Source organism: Mycobacterium shunyiense (assembly GCF_058270035.1).
Genome location: NZ_JBZDPT010000045.1, coordinates 72,505 through 96,399 on the forward strand (window position 1 = coordinate 72,505; position 23,895 = coordinate 96,399).

The window sequence follows — 23,895 nt, forward strand, 5'->3', positions numbered from 1 at the left end:
GGGCTTCCGGGATCGGAGTCCGGAATCGGCACCGCCCACGTGCCCGCCGCACACGTCACCCCGGTTGCCATCATCGGCATGTCCTGCCGGCTCCCGGGCGGCATCGACTCCCCCGAGCGTCTGTGGGAGGCCTTGATCCGGGGCGATGACCTGGTGACCGAGGTTCCGCCGGACCGCTGGGACGCCGACGAATACTACGACCCTGAGCCAGGAGTGCCCGGCCGGTCGGTGTCGAAGTGGGGTGCGTTCCTCGACGACGTTGCCGGCTTCGACGCAGAGTTCTTCGGCATCAACGAACGTGAAAGTGCCGCACTCGATCCGCAGCAGCGGCTGTTGCTGGAGACCGCCTGGGAGGCGATGGAGCACGCCGGACTCACGCGGGATGCGCTTGCCGATTCACTGACAGGTGTGTTCGTCGGAATGACACACGCCGATTACCAGATGCTGGCAGCTGACGCTCAGGTCCTCGAAGCCGCATATGGCTTCAGCGGCAACAACTTCAGCCTGGCATCCGGTCGGATCGCCTACGCGCTCGGGGTGCACGGCCCTGCACTCACGGTCGACACGGCATGCTCCTCGGGCCTGACGGCAGTACACCTGGCGTGTCGAAGCCTGCACGAGGGGGAGAGCGATTTCGCCCTTGCGGGCGGCGCCACATTGGCATTGGATCCGCGCAAGTTCGCTTCCGGTTCGGCCGAGGGCATGCTGTCGGCGACCGGGCACTGCCACGCCTTCGATATCGCAGCCGACGGGTTCGTAAGTGGTGAAGGCTGTGTCGTGGTCTTGCTCAAACGATTGGCCGACGCCGTTCGGGACGGCGACCGTATCCTGGCGGTCGTACGTGGCACAGCCGCCAATCAAGACGGCCACACCGTGAATATCGCAACGCCGTCGGATGCCGCCCAGACCGCGGTCTATCGGGCGGCCCTGGCCGCAGCGGGGGTGGATCCCGGGACCGTCGGAATGGTCGAGGCGCACGGCACCGGGACACCGGTGGGCGACCCCATCGAATACGCCAGCCTGGCCAAGGTTTACGGCATCGACGGTCCCTGCGCACTCGCGTCGGTCAAGACCAACCTCGGACATGCGCAGGCGGCCTCGGGTGCCGTGGGGCTGATGAAGGCGGTCCTCGCCGTGCAGCACGGCGAGGTTCCGCAGAACCTCCATTTCACCCGCCTGCCGGACAAACTCGCCGCGATTCCGACCAATCTGTTTGTGCCGCAGGAGACAACACCGTGGTGCACCAACGGGCACCACCCTCGGCGCGCGGCGGTGTCCTCCTATGGGCTCTCGGGTACCAATGTCCACGCGATCGTCGAGCAGGCACCCGCACCACTCCGGGAATCCGCGACGGGCCCGTCTGCTGCGTCCTTGCTGTTCCCATTGTCATCCACCTCGGCCGAAGAGCTGCGTCGCACAGCAGGCCGGCTGGCCGACTGGGTGGAAGCCCACAGCGATGTCGCCTTGACGGATCTGGCCTACACCTTGGCCTGCCGCCGCGTACACCGGCCGGTACGCACCGCCGTCAGTGCCGGGAGCCGACCGGAACTTGTTGCCGGCTTGCGCGAGGTCGCCGAGGGTGACACCCCCTATCAAGCCGCAGTGGGGCGCGACGACCGAGGACCGGTGTGGGTGTTCTCCGGTCAGGGTTCGCAATGGGCAGGAATGGGCGCCGATCTGCTGGCGACCGAACCTGTGTTCGCCGCCATCGTGGCGCAGGCCGAACCGATCATTGCGGCAGAGTCGGGATTCTCTGTGACCGAGGCGATGTCGTCGGCGGAGATCGTGACCGGCCAGGGCCGGTTGCAGCCGACGTTGTTCACCATGCAAGTCGCCATGGCAGCCACCATGAGGGCGCATGGGGTGCACCCCGGGGCCGTCATCGGCCACTCCCTGGGCGAAGGCGCAGCCGCTGTCGTCGCCGGGGCGCTCTCTCTGGAGGACGGGCTGCGACTCATCTGCCGCCGGTCCCGGCTGATGTCCCGGATCGCCGGCAAGGGCGCGACTGCGGCCGTGGAACTTCCGGCCAAACAGGTGCTTTCGGAGTTGACGGGCCGCGGCATCAACGACGTTGTGGTGGCGGTTGTCGCTTCGCCGAAGTCCACTGTCGTCGCCGGCACCACGCAGACAGTGCGAGACCTGGTGGCCGACTGGGAACAACGTGGCATCATGGCTCGCGAAGTTCCTGTCGACGTGGCCTTCCATTCGCCCCAGGTGGAACCGATCGTCAGCGATCTCACCGAGGCCCTCGCGGATCTCAAGCCGATGACGCCGGAGATCCCGTTCTATTCGGCGACCCTGTTCGATCCGCGGGAGCAGCCGGTGTGCGATGCCCAGTACTGGGTGACCAACATGCGCAAGATGGTGCGTTTCGCCACCGCGGTACAAGCTGCACTGGAGGACGGCCACCGGGTCTTCGCCGAGCTTTCGCCGCATCCGCTGCTCACCCGAGCCTTGGAGCAGACCGCCGCCGGCCGCGAGACACCGATGGCCGCTCTGGCCGCGATGCGTCGTCAGCAACCGATGCCGAAGGGGCTACGCGGGCTCCTGGTCGACCTTCACAGTGCCGGCGCCGAGGTCGACTTCTCGGTGCTGTGCCCGAGTGGACAGCTGGTGGACGCACCGCTGCCGACCTGGACGCACCGCCGGCTGTGGCTCAGCGGCGGTGGCCAGGAAGCCCCGACCCACGGCGGTTGCACCATCGCGGTGCATCCGCTGTTGGGTGCCAACGTCCGGTTGCACGAGGAACCGGAACGCTATGTGTGGCAGTCCGATGTCGGCACCGGAGCCCAACCGTGGCTCGAAGATCACCAGGTTCGCTCGGTCGCGGTGCTCCCCGGTGCCGCGTACTGCGAGATGGCGCTGGCTGCCGCCGAAACCGTGATCGGTGAGGTCTCCGAAGTTCGCGACATCCGGTTCGAGCAGGCATTGCTGCTGGACGAACAGACGGTGATCGGCGCATCGGCAACGGTATCGGCTCCCGGCGTCGCCGACTTCACTGTGGAAACCGACGAGGAGGGCCAGCAGACGCGGCATGCAACGGCTGTCCTGCGGGCCGCGGCGGATGAGATTCCGCCCAGCTATGACATTTCCGCGATCCTGACGGCCCATCCCTGCGACGAGGATGGCTCCGAGGTGCGTAATCGGGTGGGTCAGCATGGCATTCAGTACGGCCCGGCATTCGCCGGTCTCGTCACCGTGTACACCGGCGAGGCAGAGGCGCGCACGGTGCTCGCCGAGGTGGCGCTCCCCCGTTCGATCCGCTCACAGCAGGATGCCTACGGGGTACATCCGGCGCTGCTCGATGCTTGTTTCCAATCGGTCGAGGCTCACCCCGATGTCCAAGCGCTCGGCGGAGACGTGCTCGGCCTGCCGCTGGGGGTCCGAAGGTTGCGCACGTACGGCCCGGCCCGCAACGCGCGCTACTGCTATACGCGGTTGACCGCCGCTGACGCCACGGGCATCGAGGCCGACATCGACGTTCTGGACACCGATGGCACTGTGCTGCTGAGTGTGCAGGGTTTGCGCCTGGGCGCCGGCGCGTCCGCCGGCACACGCGACGACCAGGTTTTCAGCGAGAGACTGCTCGCCGTCGAATGGCGTCAGCGGGAATTGCCGGAGGTGCAGTACGCCGACGCCGGTTCATGGCTGGTGATCAGCGCCGCCGCGGGCCCGGACGTGGTTGCCGACAAGCTGTGCGACATCCTGAAAGATCGTGGCGCACTGTGCACCAGCATGAGTTGGCCCAACCAGGCCGATGACTCACTCACCTGCGAGCAACTCGGCAATCATCTACGGGCCGGCCGCTTCACCGGGGTGGTCATCGTGACCGCGCCGAATGAGGGTGAACATGCCGAGCAGTCACCGTTTTTGGGTCGTGAATACGTTCGTCATCTGGTCCATATGACCCGCGAATTGCCGGAGATAAGCGGCGAACTGCCCCGCCTGTACGTCGTGACCCGTAACGCGCAGACGGTGGTGGCCGGAGATGTGGCAAATCTGGATCAAGCCGAACTTCGCGGCCTGATCCGGGTCATCGGCACCGAACACCCGCATCTGGCCGCCACGCAGATCGATGTGGACCAGACCGTCGACGTGGAGCAGTTGGGCGCACAGCTGCTCAGCGGATCCGATGAGGACGAGACAGCATGGCGCAACGGGCGCTGGTACACGGCCAGGCTGTGCCTTGCCCCGCTGCGTCCCGAGGAGCGGCAGACCACCATCGCCCATCACGAACGCGACCGGATGCGGCTGCAGATCCGCACGCCAGGGGACCTGGAGTCGATGGAACTCGTAGCCTGCGAACATGTTCCGCCGGGGCCGGGACAGATCGAGGTCGCAGTCACGGCCTCCAGCATCAACTTCGCCGATGTGCTGGTCGCTTTCGGCCGCTATCCCGCCTTTGACGGCCGGCTTCCCCAGCTCGGCATCGACTTTGCGGGGGTGGTGACCGCAGTCGGACTCGGTGTCACCGACCACAAGGTCGGTGACCACGTCGGCGGTCTGTGTGCCGAGGGCTGTTGGGGTACGTTCGTCACCTGTGACGCGCGCCTGGCCGCCACCTTGCCGTCCGGGTTGTCCGACGCCGAGGCAGCGGCATTGACCATCGCGACCGCGACCGCCTATTACGGCCTCAATGACATGGCCCGGATCAAGGCGGGCGACAAGGTGCTGATCCACTCGGCGACCGGCGGGGTCGGCCAGGCCGCCATGGCCATCGCCCGCGCCGCCGGCGCGGAGATCTTCGCCACGGCCGGCAGTGAGCAGCGCCGGCAGTTGCTGCGGGACATGGGCGTTGAGCATGTCTACGACTCGCGGACCCTGGAGTTCGCCGATCGGATTCGCCTGGACACCCAGGGATACGGGGTGGACATCGTGCTCAATTCGGTGACCGGTGCCGCACAGCGCGCCGGGCTCGAATTGCTTGCATTCGGTGGGCGATTCGTGGAGATCGGCAAGCGGGACATCTACGGCGACACCCGGTTGGGGCTCTTCCCCTTCCGGCGCAACCTGTCGTTCTACGCCGTCGACCTGGCGCTGATGTCCGTCAGCCACCCGGATCAACTACGGGAACTGCTGTCCACCGTGTATCTGCTGACCGCCGAAGGCGACCTGCCGAGGCCCGAGTTCACCCGCTATCCGCTCGCCGATGCGGCCACCGCCATCCGGATGATGAGCGGTGCACAACACACCGGCAAGCTCGTGCTCGACATCCCGCATACCGGCTCCACCCGCCTTGTGGTTCCGCCGTCTCAGGTGCGGGTGTACCGGCCGGACGGCGCATACATCGTCACCGGTGGTCTCGGAGGCCTCGGATTGTTCATGGCCGAGAGAATGGCGGCCAACGGGTGCGGACGTATCGTGCTGTCCTCTCGATCACAACCGAGCGAACCGGCATCGAAGATCATTGATCGCATTCGCGCGACCGGCGTCGACGTACTGGTCGAGTGCGGCGACATCGCCGAACCGAGTACCGCGGAACGATTGGTGGCAGTCGCAACCGCCGACGGGCTCCCGGTGCGGGGGGTGTTGCACGCAGCCGGCGTGATCGAGGATGCCGCGCTGACCAACATCACCGACGAGCTCATCGAGCGGGACTGGGCACCAAAGGTCTACGGCGCGTGGAATCTCCACACCGCGACCGCCGACCAGCCTTTGGACTGGTTCTGTTCGTTCTCGTCGGCGGCAGCACTGGTGGGGTCCCCCGGGCAGGGAGCCTACGCCGCGGCCAACAGCTGGCTGGACGCGTTCAGCTTGTGGCGCCGGTCCAAGGGGTTACCGGGCACCGCCATCGCCTGGGGGGCGTGGGGGCAGATTGGCCGCGGCACCGCGCTGGCCGAGAACGCCGGCATCGCCATCGCGCCCGACGAAGGTGCGTATGCGTTCGAAGCACTGCTGCGCCACGACCGGGCGTACACCGGCTACGCGCCGATCATCGGCGCGCCGTGGCTGAGCGTGTTCGCCGAACGCAGCCCGTTCGCCGAGGCATTCCGGTCGACCGGCCACAGTTCAACGGGCACAAGCAAGCTGCACGCCGAGCTCGACGAGCTTCCCCCGGAAGAGTGGGCAGGCAAGTTGCGGCACGTCATCTCCGATCAGGTGAGCGTGATCCTGCGGCGCAGTGTGGACCCGGACCGCCCGCTCTCTGAGTACGGCATGGATTCACTGGGAGCACTCGAATTACGAACCCGCATCGAGAACGAAACCGGAATACGCATCTCGGCAACAGGGATCACGACCGTACACGGCTTGGCAGACCTGCTGTGCGAAAAACTCCTGCCCGCAGGGGCTGCCTGACATGCCGGGCGGGAAGCGGTTGAGCCAGATTCTCTACAGCAAATTCTGCAACCGGCATATGAATCGCTGCGCCCAGCGGCCCACGAAGCCTGGGGCCGAACCCCTTGAGGTGGGTCGGACACGTCCGTCAACGCTCGCTTACTCGGTCCGCGGGAGCCCCCGAGCCGTTCGGTATCGACCACTTCACGATTCAGTGGACACGTGCACAAAGTGGCTTAAATAGACTATGTAGCAGTCAATTTGGAGTACACGTTGCTGAAAGAGCGGGGAAGAACAGCAGAATAGCACCGAGAGCGACGGGAGCCGATCCCGAGGGGCGCGCGCAGCCGAGAGGAACCACACATCACAACTTGCGCAGCCCCATGGATTCGCATGGCCAATCGAGCTCGGAATAGACAGGATGAAGTTTCAAGAACCCAAACAGCAAATAACAACCAAGGTAGGATTCCGGTCATGTGGGGCTCGTTGGTAGTACTAGCGCTTTTGACCACCATCAATCCGGTACGCCTCGGAATCATCCTCTTGGTGCTCTCGCGTCCGCGGCCCGTGCAGAATCTGCTCGCCTACTGGGCCGGCGCAGTGCTGATCGGAATGGCCAGCCTCGTCATTCCGCTGATCGTGCTCCACTCCACTCCGGCGTCGTCCGCGTTCGCGAGAAAATTCGCTCATCCCACCGCCGACCCGCTCACGCAGCGCATCACCATCGGCATAGGGGTCCTGCTCCTGGCGATCGCCGCGTTCATGGTGGCCCGCGGATTGATGCGCAAACCGGTCGCCGTGGGCAGTCATCGGAGGGTGGCAGGAGACGGCGCCGGCGCCACCTCGACACTCGTGGACGACTCGGGCGCACCGCCGGCCATCACCCGGCTGTTGTACTCCACCCCAGCCGATTCCGACGGCGATGCTGATCCGAAATCACGGCGGTTGATCGGACGATTTCGCGAAGCCTGGCAGAACGGCTCCCCCTGGATCCCGTTCGTCATCGGGGTCATCGTGGTCCCGCCGCTCGACGGGATTCTGTTCGCGCTCGCCATCGTCGTCGCCTCGGGTGCCTCGTTCGAAGTCCAGTTGATCGCGCTGATCGCCTTCGTCTTCGGCGTACTGCTCGTGGAGGAGTTCATCCTCATCAGCAACGTCGTCGCACCGGCGAGAACTCAAGCGGTACTCCGTCGATTGCACGAATGGGCACACACCCACCGCCGAAAGTTCGTCGCGGCCATCCTCGCCGTTGTGGGGTTGTCACTCATGGCCAGGGGCATGGGAGGCCTCTGAGATTGCGGCGGCTCGGTATTCTCCTCGTTGCTAGCCAACGTAGGTTGATCTGTGGGGATGGAATCACATGTCTGCACCTGTCGAACAGTTGGAGTTTCAGGCGGAGGCACGCCAACTCCTGGATCTGCTGGTCCACTCGGTCTACTCCAACAAGGACTCGTTTCTTCGAGAGCTGATCTCGAACGCGTCCGACGCCTTGGACAAGCTCCGCCTCGAAACGCTGCGGAACAAGGACCTGACCGCTGACATCTCTGACCTCCACATCGATATCGAGGTCGGGCGGAATCCGCGAACGCTGACCGTGCGCGACAACGGTATCGGGATGACACGCGAAGAAGTAGTCGACCTGATCGGCACCCTCGCCAAATCCGGCACCGGCGAGCTGCGCCGGCAACTACAGGAAGCCAAGAAGTCGGCCGACTCCGAGGAATTGATCGGACAGTTCGGCGTCGGGTTCTACTCCACGTTCATGGTGGCGGACAAGGTCGAACTGCTCACCAGAAAGGCCGGGGAGAGTGGGGCGACCCGTTGGGTGTCGAGCGGCGACGGTACCTACACCATCGAGTCCGTCGATGACGCTCCGCAGGGCACGTCGGTCACGCTGTACCTCAAACCCGAGGACGTCGACGACCAGCTTCACGACTACACCGCTGAGTGGAAGATCCGAGAGCTTGTCAAGAAGTACTCCGACTTCATCGCCTGGCCCGTCCGCATGCAGGTCGAGCAACACACGCCGGCTGCCGAGGAAGGCGGTCCAGACACCGTCACCGTGGAAACCCAGACGCTCAACTCGATGAAGGCGTTGTGGGCCAAGCCCAAAGACGAGGTTTCCGAAGAGGAATACCACGAGTTCTACAAGCACATCGCCCATGCCTGGGACGATCCGCTCGCCGTCATCTCGATGAGGGGCGAGGGCAGTTTCGAATACCAGGCCTTGTTGTTCATTCCGTCGCATGCCCCGTTCGACCTGTTCACCAGGGACGCCAAGACCGGCGTCCAGCTCTACATCAAGCGCGTCTTCGTGATGGGAGATTGCGAAGAGCTCATGCCCGGCTATCTGCGCTTCGTCAAGGGCGTCGTGGACGCACAGGGCATGTCACTCAATGTCTCTCGCGAGATCCTGCAACAAGACCGGCAGGTCACCGCGATTCGCCGCCGGCTGACCAAGAAGGTCCTGTCGACCATCGCGGATCTGCAGGCCGGCAAGCCCGAGGACTACCGCACCTTCTGGACACAATTCGGCGCCGTCCTCAAAGAGGGTCTGATGTCGGACGTGGACAATCAGGACACGCTGCTGCGGATTTCGTCCTTCGCCACCACGTTCTCCGACCCCGAGAACGACAGGGGCGTGACGACGCTGCCGGAGTACGTCGCACGTATGAAGGATGGGCAGGAACAGATCTTCTACGCGACGGGGCCCTCTGTAGAGCAACTCCAAAAGTCACCACATCTGGAGGCGTTCAAGGCCAAAGGCTACGAGGTGCTCCTGCTCACCGACCCGGTCGACGAGGTTTGGGTTGGCTCGGTACCTGAATTCGACGGCAAGCCACTGCAGTCGGTCGCCAGGGGTGAGGTCGATCTCGACTCCGAGGAAGACAAAGCCGCGCATGAGGCCGCACGAGAGGCTCAGAAGCAGGAGTTCGCCGAACTCATGGCCTGGCTGAAGGAGACGCTGAGCGAACGGGTCTCCGAAGTGCGCTTGTCCAGTCGCTTGACCGAATCCCCGGCCTGTCTGATCACCCCCACATTCGGAATCACGCCGGCATTGGCGCGCATGTACCGGGCGTCCGGACAGACCGTTCCGATCGGCAAGCGGATCCTCGAGCTCAACCCGAGCCATCCGCTGGTCATCGGCTTGCGTCAGGCACATTCGACGAGCGTCGATGATGCCGGTTCCCATCGGCTCGCCGAGACCGCTGAATTGCTCTACGGCACAGCTCTTCTTGCCGAAGGCGGGCTGCCCGACGATCCGGCCAGGTTCGCCGGAATTCTCGCCGATCGCTTGGCCAACACTGTGTAAAAGGTGCTATCGCAGCAGATTCCGGAACATTTCGTTGCAATTGTCAGGTAAATCGGCGTTCGGCCTCGTACCGTACAAAAATGAGCAACGTACTCGACCTGCTCGATCAGACAATGTACGACATCAACCAAGCCACCCGATCGAGCACTCTGCTGCAGTGCGTCTGGGAGTACGACCGTCCGATCGACATCGTCGGTCTACAGCGGTTTCACGGCCATATCCAGCGAGGGCGGCTTTCTCGCTGCATCGCCCGGTCACCCTTGCCGTTCGGCCGCAGCCGGTGGGTGCAGCCCGAAAACTCATCTGAGCTGGAGATCGTCGAGTTGGCGCGCCCGCGTGCGGCATTCGATGATTGGCTCAACGAGCAGGTCACCAGCCCACTGGATTCCGAGCACGGACCCGGTTGGCATCTCGCGACCTTGCCGTTCACCGAGGGTGGGGCGGGCGTGAGTTTGGTCATCTCGCACTGTCTGGCCGATGGCGTCGGGTTGTGGCAGGCGATGATGGAGGCCGCGCTCGGCCAGGACGACCCGATCAACTGGCCGCCTGCCGGGTCACGCGGACGCTGGCAGGCCATCCGGCAAGATGCCGGACAAACCGTGAGGGACATTCCGGCCATAGGCCGTGCGATCGTCGGCGCGATACGACTGGGGCAGCAAGGGCACAAAGGCACCGGAGCTGCCGCGCCGCCCACCACTGCTTCGCCTGCGCCGCCGGAATCCGACGAATCTCATCTTCTCCCAACGGCAACCATCTTCATCGATGCCGACAAATGGGACGCCTGCGCCCACGCACTCGGCGGTACCCGAAACACGCTGCTGGTGGGGCTGGCGGCTCGTCTCGCCCAACGTGCCGGACGTGTTGCGACAGACGGTTCGGTGGTCGTCACGCTCCCAGTCAACGAACGCACCCCGGGCGATACCCGCGCCAACGCGATCGGCGGCGTACGTGCCACGGTCGATCCCGCATCGGCGACGACTGACCTACGCAGTATCCGAGCAGCAGTCAAGCAGGAACTCATTCGGCACTCGGAAGAGCCCGACCCTCAGCAGGTCCTGAATGCCCTGGTACCTCTCATGTCCGAGAGGGTCCTCAACGCCGCCCGGGGAGCGACCAGAGGCAACCCCTTCAATCTCGTCGGCGCGTCGAACGTCGGAGAGGTCGATCCCGCCGCCGGCCGGGCAGATGGGACGGACGCCGCATTGTTCGCCTTGAGGTTGCACCACCTCGGGGTGTCCGCGTCGACGCTGCACCGGTACGGCGGTGTTCAGACCATGCTCTCGGGAACTGTGAACGGACAGTTTTTCATCTCGCTGATTTCTTACCTGCCTGGACGCGCCAACTCTAACGATGAACTGCGCCTTGATCTTTCGACCGCTTTGAAGGAGTTCTCGCTCACCGGCACTTTTCTGTGAAGGGCGACGCCAGCACTTACCAAACGCCTGGCACCAGGCGATAGCGAACCTTCTGCATATATTCGCGATAGCCGGCCAACTCTTCTTGAAGCAGCGCTTCTTCATCGTGGATGCGGAACGCGAAGACGAGTACAGACGGGATGATGAAGATCAACCCCCAGTAGGATCCGAGCGCCAGAGGCACACCTACCAGCAGAAATGCGTTGCACGTGTACATGGGGTGCCGCACCAGCCCGTAGAGACCGGTAGAGACGAGTTGCTGGCCGGCTTCCACCCGCACCGTGACCGCGGCATGGCTGTTCTGGACGAGCACCACTTGGACAATGGTGATTCCAATTGCGACCAGGATGTTTCCGACTATGGACATCGCTGTCGGCACTGCGGACCAGCCAAATCGGTGGTCGAGGGCGCTGACGATCAGCATTGCCGCGCCGAGCAGAAACACTCCGCTCACGACCACTTTTTGAAACGGGCGGGTCTCCGCGGTCGGTATTCGTCGCTCCAAGACCTCGGGATTCGTCCGCAGGAAATAGATGCTCGAGACCCATCCGGTGGTTGCGATCACGGCCAAAAGAACCCAGGCCTGCCAGTAGTTCGGCGTGCCGGCCGGCACAAACACGAACAGTGCGTAGGACACCAGCCCCAGCGTGCCCGTGAACAGCATTCGCAAAATGTTCCTCATCACCCCTCCTGGGTTAAACGCGAGACTTGGACCGGCTACGTCAGCAGTCCAGTGAAGTCGAAAGGTGCCCGCCATACTCGCTCAGCGACTCGGCATTGAACATCTGGAAATGCGTGCAGTCGACAGTGGTCACCTCGATATCACCGTCGACAAACGGTCCCCAACTCTTCAGACAGGACCGAATGGCCGCCCGACTGCGGAACCTGCTCCATCCCGAGCGCGAGCGAGTACCCGCGTTTCCGTGGCTCACCCGCCGCAGTGCAGAGAAGGCGACCACATCTCCGTGGAACACCTCGGGCATGTGCTTCAAGAGGCACATCTGGTCAGTGCTGACACTCTGCGCCATGAACTCGATCAGCGCCTTCGGCGGCAGGGTGAAACCAGAGGCGTTCTGGCGCCGAACAAGTTCTTCAGCCCGTCGGTATGTAAGCGGCCCCCAGTGCAACGGCACGGCGATATTGTTGGTCTGTAGAAGGTAATCCAGAACCCAGCCCTCGATGGCGTTTCGATTATTGGCGATTGCCCGAACTACGCTGGCTCTGAATTTGCTTGTGCTCAGTACCGCATCTACCAACACCAGTCGCCGGACCTCGCAACCTCTGCGCTGGAGTTCTACTCCCAATGCATGCGCGACGATGCCACCGAAAGACCAACCAAGAAGCGTATACGGCCCACGTCCATGAAGGGCCTGGAGCCTGTCGGCATAACTTTCCGCCATACTCCGAATTGTTGAGTCTGCGGCTTCACCGACTCTGGAAATTTGGTTGACGCCGATAATCGGGCGGTCCACGAACTCACCCAACGCCCGATAGGACCAACTCAGGCCATAACCGTCATGGATGCACCACAACGGAACGCCGCTGCCTTCCTTGAGCACTTCAACGGGTACCACCTGCTCGGCACTGCTCGCCTTACCCACTCGTTGGCCGAGCTGCCGCACCGACGGTGCGTCAAATATGGCGCTTACTGCCAGGTCTGCATCGAGGCCGGCGTTGATCGCATTGATCAACCGCATGGCGGACAGAGAATCGCCACCCAGATCGAAGAAGGAATCGTCGACACCAACGCGCTCCAACCCCAACACCTGGCCGTAAATTGCGGCCAGCATCTCTTCGACAGGATTCGTCGGGGCGCGGTATCCGTCACTGTCGCTGTATTCAGGCGCAGGCAGGGCACGCTTGTCCAGCTTGCCGTTGACGGTCAGCGGCAGGGAGTCGAGCAGCACCAACGCGGCCGGCACCATATAGCCGGGCAATCGCTCTGCCAGGATCGCCCTGGCATCTACCGGATCTGCCGTGCCGGTGATGTAGCCGACGAGACGTTTGTCGCCCGGCCGATCTTCCCGGACGACCACCGCTGCCTGACGCACACCGTCAAGATCGATGAGCGCTGTTTGGATCTCGCCCAATTCGATGCGATAACCGCGGATCTTTACCTGCTCATCGGCTCGCCCAGCATACCGCAACTGCCCATCCGGACCCCACGACACCAGATCTCCGGTCCGGTACATCCGCGAACCCGGGGCCCCGAACGGGCATGGCACAAACCGCGATGCGGTCAAACCTGGCCGGCGCACGTAACCCACACCCACACCACGACCGGCCACGTACAGCTCACCCATCACGCCTGGAGGCACCGGATGCAACCATCGATCCAAGACGAACAATGCCGCACCGGGAACCGGGAACCCGATCGGAACGACAGCCGGACCGGCTGGCCCAGCTTCCTTCAACGGCGCGCTGATCGTGGCATAGACAGTCGTCTCCGTCGGACCGTACCCGTTGATCATCACCCGGCCCGGCGCCCAGCGATCCACCACATCCGGCGGGCACGCCTCGGCTGCCACCATCAACGCCGTCACTGAACCCAACAGACTCGGATCTAACATGCCTACCGCAGAGGGTGTTTGACTCAGCACCGACACCTGTTGTTCAACAAGCAGCGCCTGCAGTTCCTCGGGCGACCGGGTGACCGAATCGGGCACCACCACCAGCCGTCCACCGTGCAGGAGAGCCCCCCAGATCTCCCACACCGAATAATCGAATGCCAGAGAAGAACACGCGGCCCACACCTGCTGGGGCCCCATCTCGACACCGACGTCCAGCCCGTCGAACAACCGCGTCACGTTCTGATGGGTGACCGCAACACCTTTCGGAACTCCAGTCGTTCCCGACGTATAGATGACGTGCGCAACGTCATCAGGTGCGGGCGCCGGCAACGGGGTACAGGGCTGATCAGCAATACGCGGATCGCAGACGTCTATGACAGGCACATCGCATTCGGCCAATCGGCCGACAGAACCACCTGAGGACAGCATCACCACAGGCTCGGCATCAGCCAGGACGAACTGCACCCGGTCGTCGGGTACCGCCGGATCAATCGGCAAGTACGCCGCTCCAGACTTGAGCACACCAAGGATCGCAACTATCGCATCAGCAGAACGGCCCATCAACAAACCCACATATCGCCCAGCCTGTGCGCCTTGAGAGACCAGGAGATGCGCCAGCCTGTTCGACGCCTCATCCAGCTGCCCGTACGTCAACGAGCGGCCTTCAAAACTCACCGCCACCATGTCGGGTGTGCATGCTGCTTGCCGCGAGAACACCGCCGGAACAGACACCGGCACCACCGACTCCGCGAGCACCGATCGGTTGCCCATGGCATCCAACCGGTTGTATTCGTCCTCGTCCAGGAAGTCCACAGAAGACAAGCGGCGGTTGGGATCCACCGCCATCGCTGCCAGCATTCGATTGAACCGTTCGACCAGTACCTCGATACTGGCCGTGTCGAATACATCGGTGCGGAACTCGACAGTGCCGCCGATGCCTGCGGGTTCGCCGGCGTCGTCCCAGCGTTCCGAAAGCAAGAACGTCAGATCCATCCGGGCAGTTCGCGTCGTCGTTTCCAACGGCGCAGCCTGAATGCCACCCGAGGTAGAGCGGGCTGCAGAGTCGTCGATGAAGTTCTGCCAGGCCAGGGCGACCTGGACCAACGGATGATGCGCCAGCGACCGGGCCGGGTTGAGGCGATCCACCAACACCTCGAACGGCACATCCTGATGCTCAAGAGCAGCCAAGCTCCGCCGGCGAACCTGGTCCAACAACTCACCGACAGTGAGATCACCGGCCAAGTCGACCCGTAATACCAACGTGTTGACAAAGAACCCCACCAGTTGGTCCAGAGCCACGTCTCCGCGGCCGGCGATCGGAACACCCACCGCCACATCAGAACTCGCGCTCAGCTTCGACAACAACGTCGTCAGTGCTGCCTGCACCACCATGTACGTGGTGACATTGTGCTCCCGCGCGACTTCACGGACGCGTTTGTGCAGTTCGGCGGGCAACGACACCGGGACGCTGACACCCCGATGATCAGCCACCGAAGGATAAGGACGATCTGTAGGCAATTCAAGGCGCTCAGGCAACCCCGCCAACGCCTGCTCCCAGTACGCGACCTGCCCGGAGATGCGACTGTCCGGGTCGGTCAGATCACCCAGACACTCACGCTGCCACAACGTGTAATCGACATACTGCACCGGCAACGGTGACCACTCCGGCCCCCGCCCTACCGCACGAGCGGCATACGCCGACTGCAAATCCGCCACCAACGGAGCCACCGACCAACCATCAGCAGCAATATGATGCACCACCGCAGCCAACACGAACTCATCAACACCAGTGCGCAAAAGCACTGCCCGAAGCGGGATCTCACAACTCAGATCAAACGCGTGACCCGCCACACCTTCAATGATCTCGGCGACCTCAGCTGCCGAGGAACCACTCACATCGACAACCTGCCAACCGAAGTCAACATCCTCCACCGGCACCACCACCTGCCGCGGCACACCATCAACCGATCTGAACACCGTTCGTAACGACTCGTGGCGCTCCACGACATCGGACAACGCGCGCCCCAGGGCATCGGCATCCAGGTGTCCGTTGATCCGATAGACCGCCGGCATGTTGTAAATCGGCGACGGACCCTGCAGCTGGTCCAGGAACCACAACCGCTGCTGGGCATACGACAACGGAATGACATCCGGCCGCCGTTGAGCCACCAACGGACGGCGTTGTCCTGAACTTTCCGCGGCCCGCTCAGCGAGTGCCGCCACGGTAGGTGCCTCGAACACCGCACGAACCGCAAAATTGCTGTCCAGAATGGCATTAACGGCATTGATCAGCCGCGTCGCAGAAAGGGAGTCTCCACCCAGATCGAAGAACGAGTCGTCAATCCCCACCCGATCCAAGCCCAGCACCTGGGCATAGATCCCGGCCAACACCTCCTCCACAGCAGTGACCGGAGCCCGATACTGCTGCCCCTCGACATAATCCGGAGCAGGCAGAGCACGCTTGTCCAGCTTGCCGTTCACCGTCAACGGCAAACTGTCGAGCACCACGATCGCAGCCGGCACCATATAACCAGGCAACCGCTCCGACAACGCAGCACGCACAACCCCGGCATCCACCGAACCCGTCACATAACCCACCAGCCGCTTGTCCCCCGGACAGTCCTCCCGGGCGACCACCGCAGCTTGGTCCACCCCATCAAGATCGGCCAATGCTGTTTGGATCTCACCTAATTCGATGCGGTAACCGCGGATCTTGACCTGCTCATCGGCACGCCCCAGATAACGCAGCTGGCCATCGGCACCCCAGGACGCCAGGTCACCGGTCCGATACATGCGCGCACCCGCACCGCCGAACGGACACGCGACAAAACGCGACGCGGTCAATCCACCACGACGCCAATAGCCATATGCCAGGCCACCTCCGGTCACATACAGCTCACCCACCACACCGGCCGGCGCGGGATGCAGCGACGCATCCAACACAAAGAACCCGAGATGAGCCAATGGCACACCGATCGGGCTGACGCTGCCCTCAGCATCGTCGGCCACGATCTCCCGGAACGAGGCATGCACCGTCGTCTCGGTGGTCCCGTACATGTTGACCAACCGCGGGGAATCCGAATGGCTGTCCAACCACGGTTGAAGCCGCTGCGGCTCAAGCGCTTCCCCGCCGAACACCACCGTCTCCACCTTCAGCTGACGGCCTGCCCCCGGCAGCAAGGAATCAACGGACTGCAATGCATAGAATGCCGATGGCGTCTGACTCAACACAGTGACCTGCTCGGCAACCAGCAAGGCCAGCAGGTCTTCCGGAGCCCGCGTCACCGCCTCCGGCACCACCACCAACCGGCCGCCGAACAGCAACGCACCCCAGATCTCCCACACCGAATAGTCAAACGCCAACGAATGACACTGCGTCCACACCTGACCCGCCAGACCCAACTCCGCATCCAACGTCTCCAACAGCCGAACCACATTGGCGTGCGTCACCGCCACACCCTTCGGACGACCCGTCGTCCCCGAGGTATAAATCAAATACGCCACATCATCAGCCGACGGCACAGGCAACGTCGCCCCGTCGTCCCCCACGGAATGCACATGATCGAGTTCAACAAGCTCCAAATCACAGCCGGACAGCCGGGCCGCCAATCCCGCAGTGGTCACCGCGACAACAGGTGACGCGTCACCAAGCATGAATTCGACGCGCGCATCAGGATGCAGTGGATCGATCGGCAGATAGGCCGCTCCCGACTTCAAGATCGCCAGAATCGCCACGATGGAGTCAGCCGATCGCGGCAACAACACCGCGACGCACGTGCCGGGTCGGGCACCTTTGGTTACCAGCAAGCGGGCCAAACGGTCTGATGACTCATCGAGTTGCGCATAAGACATCGAACGGCCGTCGAACGACAGTGCGACCGCTTCGCGTGAGCGCGTGACCTGTGCGGCGAACAAGTCCGTAATCGAAGCCGACGCGGCGACCGAGTCGTCCAGCACCGCTCGATTACCCCATCCCAACAGCTCCGTGTGCTCATCCTCGCCCAAGAAGTCCATCGACGACAGCCGCTGGTCCACATCGGCAGTGATCGCCGCGAGCACGCGCTCCAACCGACTGATCAGGGTTTCGATGCTGTCCGTATCGAAGACGTCCGTGCGGAATTCCGCCATTCCTGATATTCCGGCGAGTTCGCCGGTCGCATCCCACCGCTCCGACATCGACAATGTCAGATCCATACGCGCGGTTCGGGTCTCGGCTTCCAGTGGAACTGCCTCGACATCACCCAACGCCGATTCGGCACCCTCTGTTCTGGCGAAGTTCTGCCAGGCCAGTTCCACCTGCACAAGCGGGTGATGGGCCAGCGATCGAGTCGGGTTGAGTCGATCTACCAAGACTTCGAACGGCACGTCCTGATGCTCGAGTGCGGTGAGGCTGCGATGGCGAACCTGCTCCAGCACCTCCCCGACTGTCGGATCGCCGGACAGATCCACCCGCAACACCAGAGTGTTGACGAAGAAACCGACCAGTTCGTCCAAGGCGGGGTCCACCCGGTCTGCGACCGGGAAGCCCACAGCCACATCAGCACTCGCACTGAGTTTCGACAGCAGAACAGCCAGGGCGGCCTGGACCACCATGAACGGAGTCGCGCGATATTCCCGGGCGACGCGGCGGATCTGGCGCTGCAGGCCGGCCGGCCACGAGACTGGCACCCGGGCGCCTTCGTGACCGGCAATCAGCGGATACGGCCGATCCGTTGGCAACTCCAACCGCTCCGGCAGACCGGCCAACATATCTGCCCAGTACGCCACCTGGCCGGATATCCGGCTGTCGCGATCGGCCAGGTCACCCAGATACGAACGTTGCCACAACGCGTAATCCACGTACTGCACCGGCAAAGGCGACCAATCCGGTGCAAGGCCCTGGCAGCGACACGCATAGGCCGCACCGAGACCAGCCAACAGCGGACCGACGGAAGCGCCATCACCCGCAATGTGATGCACCACCGCTACCAGGACGTTGTCGCCCTCTCCGATGTGGAACAGCTCTGCCCGCAAGGGAATCTCGCTGGCCAGGTCGAAGGCGTGGCTCGTCACACGTTCGATCGCCTCGGCCAATTCGGCGCTGGTCCAACCGGTGGCATCAACTACCCGCCAACCGAAGTCAGCCTGCGCCACGGGGATGATCACTTGTCGAAGCGCCCCGTCGGACTCTGCGAATACAGTGCGCAGCGATTCGTGCCTGCCCACCATGTCCATCAGGGCGTGGCCGAGCGCATCGGTATCCAAATGGCCGCGCAGCCGCAGCGCCACTGGCATGTTGTACACCGGTGAGGGTCCCTGCAGATGGTCGAGGAACCACAACCGTTGTTGGGCATAGGACAACGGGAGGACCTCTGGGCGAGGCTGGGGCACCAATGGATCGCGTCCGCCCGCATTCTCACCGAGACGCACCGCCAGTTCAGCCACAGTAGGCGCATCGAAGACGGCGCGAACTGGAAGACTGGCATCCAAGCTTGCGTGAATCGCATTGATCAGTCGCATGGCCGACAGCGAATCGCCACCCAGATCGAAGAACGAGTCATCGATCCCTACCTGTTCCAATCCCAGGATTTGGGCGTATATCCCGGCCAGGATCTCTTCCTTCGGCATGCTCGGGGCACGGTAGGTGTTGGCGTCGGCGTACTCCGGTGCCGGTAGCGCTCGCCGGTCGAGCTTGCCGTTGACGGTCAATGGCAGAGCGTCGACCAACATCACCGCTACCGGGACCATGTAGCCGGGCAAGCGTTCGGACAACGCCCCCCGGACAGCCGCGGGATCCGCTGCCCCAGTGACATATCCGACCAGACGCTTGTCGCCCGGCTTGTCTTCCCGCACTATGACGGCAGCTTGCTGGACGTCTTCCAGGGCAGCCAACGCCGTTTGGATTTCACCCAGCTCGATCCGATATCCACGGATCTTGACCTGCTCATCAGCACGCCCCAAATACCGCAACTGCCCATCCGGACCCCACAACGCCAGGTCTCCGGTCCGGTACATCCGCGAGCCCGGCATGCCGAACGGACAGGGCACGAATCGCGAGGCAGTCAACCCCGCACGACGGGCGTATCCGTAGGCCACGCCCTGACCGGCAACATACAGTTCCCCGACCACACCGACAGGCACCGGCCGAAGCAGCCTGTCCAGCACGAACAACGCGGCGCCCCGGACCGGCGAGCCTATTGGAACGACATTCGAACCGGCCTGCAACGGAGCACTGATCGAGGCATACACCGTGGCTTCGGTCGGTCCATAGGCATTGATCATCACCCGTCCACCGGATGCCCAATGGTCCATCACCTCGACGGAGCAGGCCTCGCCTGCCACCACCAGCGCCGTCGATTCCAGTCCCTCTGGCGAAAGGACTCCCACCGCAGAAGGGGTTTGGCTCAGCACACTGACCTTCTCAGCCACGAGAAGGTCATGGAAATCGTCCGGTGAACTGGCCACCGTCTCCGGCACCACCACCAGTCGTCCACCGTGCAGAAGAGCGCCCCACACCTCCCACACCGAAACATCGAAGGCATAGGAATGCCATTGTGACCACACGTCTGGCGACAAGTTTCGGTCCAAGGGGACCAGCAGTTGTGCGACGTTCCGGTGTGGGACTGCGACGCCCTTCGGGACACCGGTGGTTCCCGATGTGTAGATCAGGTAGGCGATGTCATCGGCGGCAGGCGTCGGCAATGCGGTGCTGGGCTGCGTCTCGATACGCGGATCCCCGACATCGACGACACGCACATCGCATCGCGATAGCCGGTTGGCCCAACTCGCCGAGGTCAAGACGGCGACAGGTGCAGCATCGTCGAGCATGAACCGGATCCGCGCATCGGGATGCATGGGGTCGATCGGCACATACGCGGCTCCGGACTTCAGGACCGCGACGATCGAGATAATCGCTTCGGCACAACGTGAATGGAACAGAGCCACGCACCGGCCGGGCCCGGCGCCAAGGCCAATCAACCAGTGCGCCAAGCGGTTCGACGCCTCGTCTAGTTCGCGGTAGGTCAACGAACTCTGTCCGCAGACCAGTGCCACCGCGTCCGGGGTGCGGACGACCTGCTGTGCGAACATCGCCGGAACCGACGACACGGTGGTCGGCCCGGCCAAGGCAGCCCGGTTACCCACTTCGTCGAGGCGGGCGTGCTCGACGGCATCCAACAGATCGATCGACGACAACGGCCGCCGCGGATCAGCGGTGACGGCATCCAACACGCGGTGCAACCGCTCCACCAGCATTTCGATGCCGACTGTGTCGAATACATCGGTGCGGAACTCGACAGTGCCGCCGATGCCTGCGGGTTCGCCGGCGTCGTCCCAGCGTTCCGAAAGCGAGAACGTCAGATCCATCCGGGCGACATGGGTATCCACCGTCAGCGGGCTGACTTGCGCCTCACCCAACGCCGACTCGGTCAGCGAGTCTGCAGTGAAGTTCTGCCAGGCCAGGGCGACCTGGACCAACGGATGATGAGCCAGCGACCGGGTCGGGTTGAGGCGATCCACCAACACCTCGAACGGCACATCCTGATGCTCAAGAGCAGCCAAGCTCCGCTGCCGTACTTGTGCCAGAACCTCGGTTGCAGTGGGGTCGCCGGTCAGGTCGACGCGCAACACCAACGTGTTGACAAAGAACCCCACCAGTTGGTCCAGAGCCACGTCTCCGCGGCCGGCGATCGGAACACCCACCGCCACATCAGAACTCGCGCTCAGCTTCGACAACAACATTGCCAGCGCTGCCTGCACCACCATGTACGTCGTGACGTTGTGTTCACGAGTCAACCGGCGGATCAGCCGATGAAGGTCGGCGGGCAACGACACCGGGACGCTGGCACCCCGATGATCAGCCACCGAAGGATAAGGACGATCAGTAGGCAATTCAAGGCGCTCAGGCAACCCCGCCAACGCCTGCTCCCAGTACGCGACCTGCCCGGAGATGCGACTGTCCGGGTCGGTCAGATCACCCAGACACTCACGCTGCCACAACGTGTAATCGACATACTGCACCGGCAACGGAGACCACTCCGGCTCCCGCCCTACCGCACGAGCGGCATACGCCGACTGCAAATCCGCCACCAACGGAGCCACCGACCAACCATCAGCAGCAATATGATGCACCACCGCAGCCAACACGAACTCATCAACACCAGTGCGCAAAAGCACCGCCCGCAGCGGGATCTCACAACTCAGATCAAACGCGTGACCCGCCACACCTTCAATGATCTCGGCGACCTCAGCTGCCGACGAACCACTCACATCGACAACCTGCCAACCGAAGTCAACATCCTCCACCGGCACCACCACCTGCCGCGGCACACCAGCGGGTGCCGCAAACAGGGTGCGCAGACTCTCGTGGCGGCCCACGACATCGGTGAGAGCCTGACCGAGCGCGTCGGTGTCCAGATTCCCACTGATCCGTAACGCCACCGCCATGTTGTAGATGGGCGACGGGCCCTGGAGTTGCTCCAGGAACCACAACCGCTGCTGGGCATACGACAACGGAATGACATCCGGCCGCCGTTGAGCCACCAACGGTTCCCGCCGGCCCGGACCATCACCGACGCGCGTCGCCAGTTCCGCCACCGTCGGCGCCTCGAACACCGTACGAACCGCGAGAGCAGAATCCATGTCGCTGTTGATCGTGTTGACCAGCCGGGTCGCAGAAAGGGAGTCTCCACCCAGATCGAAGAACGAATCGTCAATCCCCACCCGATCCAAGCCCAGCACCTGCGCATAGATCCCGGCCAACACCTCCTCCACAGCAGTGACCGGAGCCCGATACTGCTGCCCCTCGACATAATCCGGAGCAGGCAGAGCACGCTTGTCCAGCTTGCCGTTCACCGTCAACGGCAAACTGTCGAGCACCACGATCGCAGCCGGCACCATATAACCAGGCAACCGCTCCGACAACGCAGCACGCACAACCCCGGCATCCACCGAACCCGTCACATAACCCACCAGCCGCTTGTCCCCCGGACGGTCCTCGCGCGCTATGACCTCGGCTTGTCTCACTCCGTCCAGTTCCGCAAGCACAGAACGGATTTCCCCCAGTTCGATCCGATATCCGCGGATCTTGACCTGCTCGTCGGCGCGGCCTGCATATCGCAGTTGCCCATCAGCATCCCAGGACGCCAGATCGCCGGTCCGATACATGCGCGCACCCGCACCGCCGAACGGACACGCGACAAAACGTGACGCACTCAGTCCGCCGCGACGCCAATACCCACATGCCAACCCGAAACCGACTACATACAACTCACCGACCACGCCTACCGGGGCGGGATGCAGCGACGCATCCAACACAAAGAACCCGAGGTGACCTAGCGGCACACCGATCGGGCTGATGTTTCCTTGTACGTCGCGTGCGGTGATCTCCCGGAACGAGGCATGCACCGTCGTCTCGGTGATCCCGTACATGTTGACCAACCGCGGGGAATCCGAATGGCTGTCCAACCACGGTTGAAGCCGCTGCGGCTCAAGCGCTTCCCCGCCGAATACCACCGTATCCAAACTGAGCCGGCGATCCAGCTCAGGGTGCAACCCTGTGACAGCTTGCAGAGCATAGAACGCCGATGGGGTCTGACTGAACATGGTCACCTGCTCGGCAACCAGCAAGGCCAGCAGGTCTTCCGGAGCCCGCGTCACCGCCTCCGGCACCACCACCAACCGGCCGCCGAACAGCAACGCACCCCAGATCTCCCACACCGAATAGTCAAACGCCAACGAATGACACTGCGTCCACACCTGACCCGCCAGACCCAACTCCGCATCCAACGTCTCCAACAGCCGAACCACATTGGCGTGCGTCACCGCCACACCCTTCGGACGACCCGTCGTCCCCGAGGTATAAATCAAATACGCCACATCATCAGCAGACGGCACAGGCAGAGCGGCAGTCTGCCCGCTGTGCTGACTCACCTCCCCGAGACCAACGACGTGGATGTCGCAACCGGCCAATCGATCCGCCAATTCCGTAGTCGTCACTGCCACAGCCGGTTCAGCATCAGCAAGCATGAACTGAACCCGCGCATCGGGATGCAACGGGTCGATCGGCAGATAGGCCGCCCCCGACTTCAACACACCCAGGACAGCCACGATGGAGTCAGCCGATCGCGGCAACAACACCGCGACACACTGCCCCGGCCCAGCACCAAGGCCAACCAGGTGGTGCGCCAAACGATTCGACATTTCATCGAGTTCGGCATACGACATCTGCCGACCTTCGAATACCACGGCCACCGCCTCCGGCGAACGGACCACTTGGCCGGCGAACAAATCCGTAACAGGAGCCGACGCGCGCGCCGGGCGGGTCAGAACAGGCCGATTGCCC

The 23,895-nt window shown here is 63.3% G+C and carries 5 protein-coding genes and 1 pseudogene; 4 read left to right on the forward strand and 2 right to left on the reverse strand.

The features are described from left to right. Window positions 1-24 precede the first annotated feature (24 nt). The 4 genes from pks2 (at window position 25) to AC4ELS_RS26585 (ending at window position 11,004) form a co-directional block, all read left to right on the forward strand. Entirely contained in the window at window positions 25-6,297 is a 6,273-nt protein-coding gene (pks2, locus tag AC4ELS_RS26570; RefSeq protein ID WP_499049993.1) for a sulfolipid-1 biosynthesis phthioceranic/hydroxyphthioceranic acid synthase, read from the forward strand. A gap of 453 nt (window positions 6,298-6,750) precedes the next feature. Next, window positions 6,751-7,569, forward strand: coding sequence for a GAP family protein (locus AC4ELS_RS26575; protein ID WP_064884556.1), 819 nt, complete (start codon window positions 6,751-6,753; stop codon window positions 7,567-7,569). Window positions 7,570-7,636: 67 nt separating this feature from the next. Beyond that, a complete protein-coding gene (gene htpG / locus AC4ELS_RS26580) occupies window positions 7,637-9,589 on the forward strand; it encodes a molecular chaperone HtpG (protein WP_498888529.1) in 1,953 nt (650 codons plus the stop codon). 80 nt (window positions 9,590-9,669) lie between these two features. Next, on the forward strand, window positions 9,670-11,004 hold the full coding sequence (locus AC4ELS_RS26585; protein ID WP_498888527.1) for a WS/DGAT/MGAT family O-acyltransferase: 1,335 nt from the start codon (window positions 9,670-9,672) through the stop codon (window positions 11,002-11,004). Between the two features lie 16 nt (window positions 11,005-11,020). Here AC4ELS_RS26585 and AC4ELS_RS26590 read toward each other — a convergent pair whose 3' ends face one another. Both AC4ELS_RS26590 and AC4ELS_RS26595 read right to left on the reverse strand, forming a co-directional pair. Further along, complete coding sequence (locus tag AC4ELS_RS26590; protein WP_064884550.1) at window positions 11,021-11,686, reverse strand: methyltransferase family protein; 666 nt, start codon at window positions 11,684-11,686, stop codon at window positions 11,021-11,023. A gap of 40 nt (window positions 11,687-11,726) precedes the next feature. Beyond that, window positions 11,727-23,843, reverse strand: a pseudogene (locus AC4ELS_RS26595) (non-ribosomal peptide synthetase); the annotation flags it as partial. Window positions 23,844-23,895: the final 52 nt, after the last annotated feature.

Bases quoted from the DNA above. Each gene is read 5' to 3' on its own strand.
- AC4ELS_RS26575 (WP_064884556.1), top strand. From the start codon at position 6,751: ATGTGGGGCTCGTTGGTAGTACTAGCGCTTTTGACCACCATCAATCCG.
- htpG (WP_498888529.1), top strand. From the start codon at position 7,637: ATGTCTGCACCTGTCGAACAGTTGGAGTTTCAGGCGGAGGCACGCCAA.
- AC4ELS_RS26585 (WP_498888527.1), top strand. From the start codon at position 9,670: ATGAGCAACGTACTCGACCTGCTCGATCAGACAATGTACGACATCAAC.
- AC4ELS_RS26590 (WP_064884550.1), bottom strand. From the start codon at position 11,686: ATGAGGAACATTTTGCGAATGCTGTTCACGGGCACGCTGGGGCTGGTG.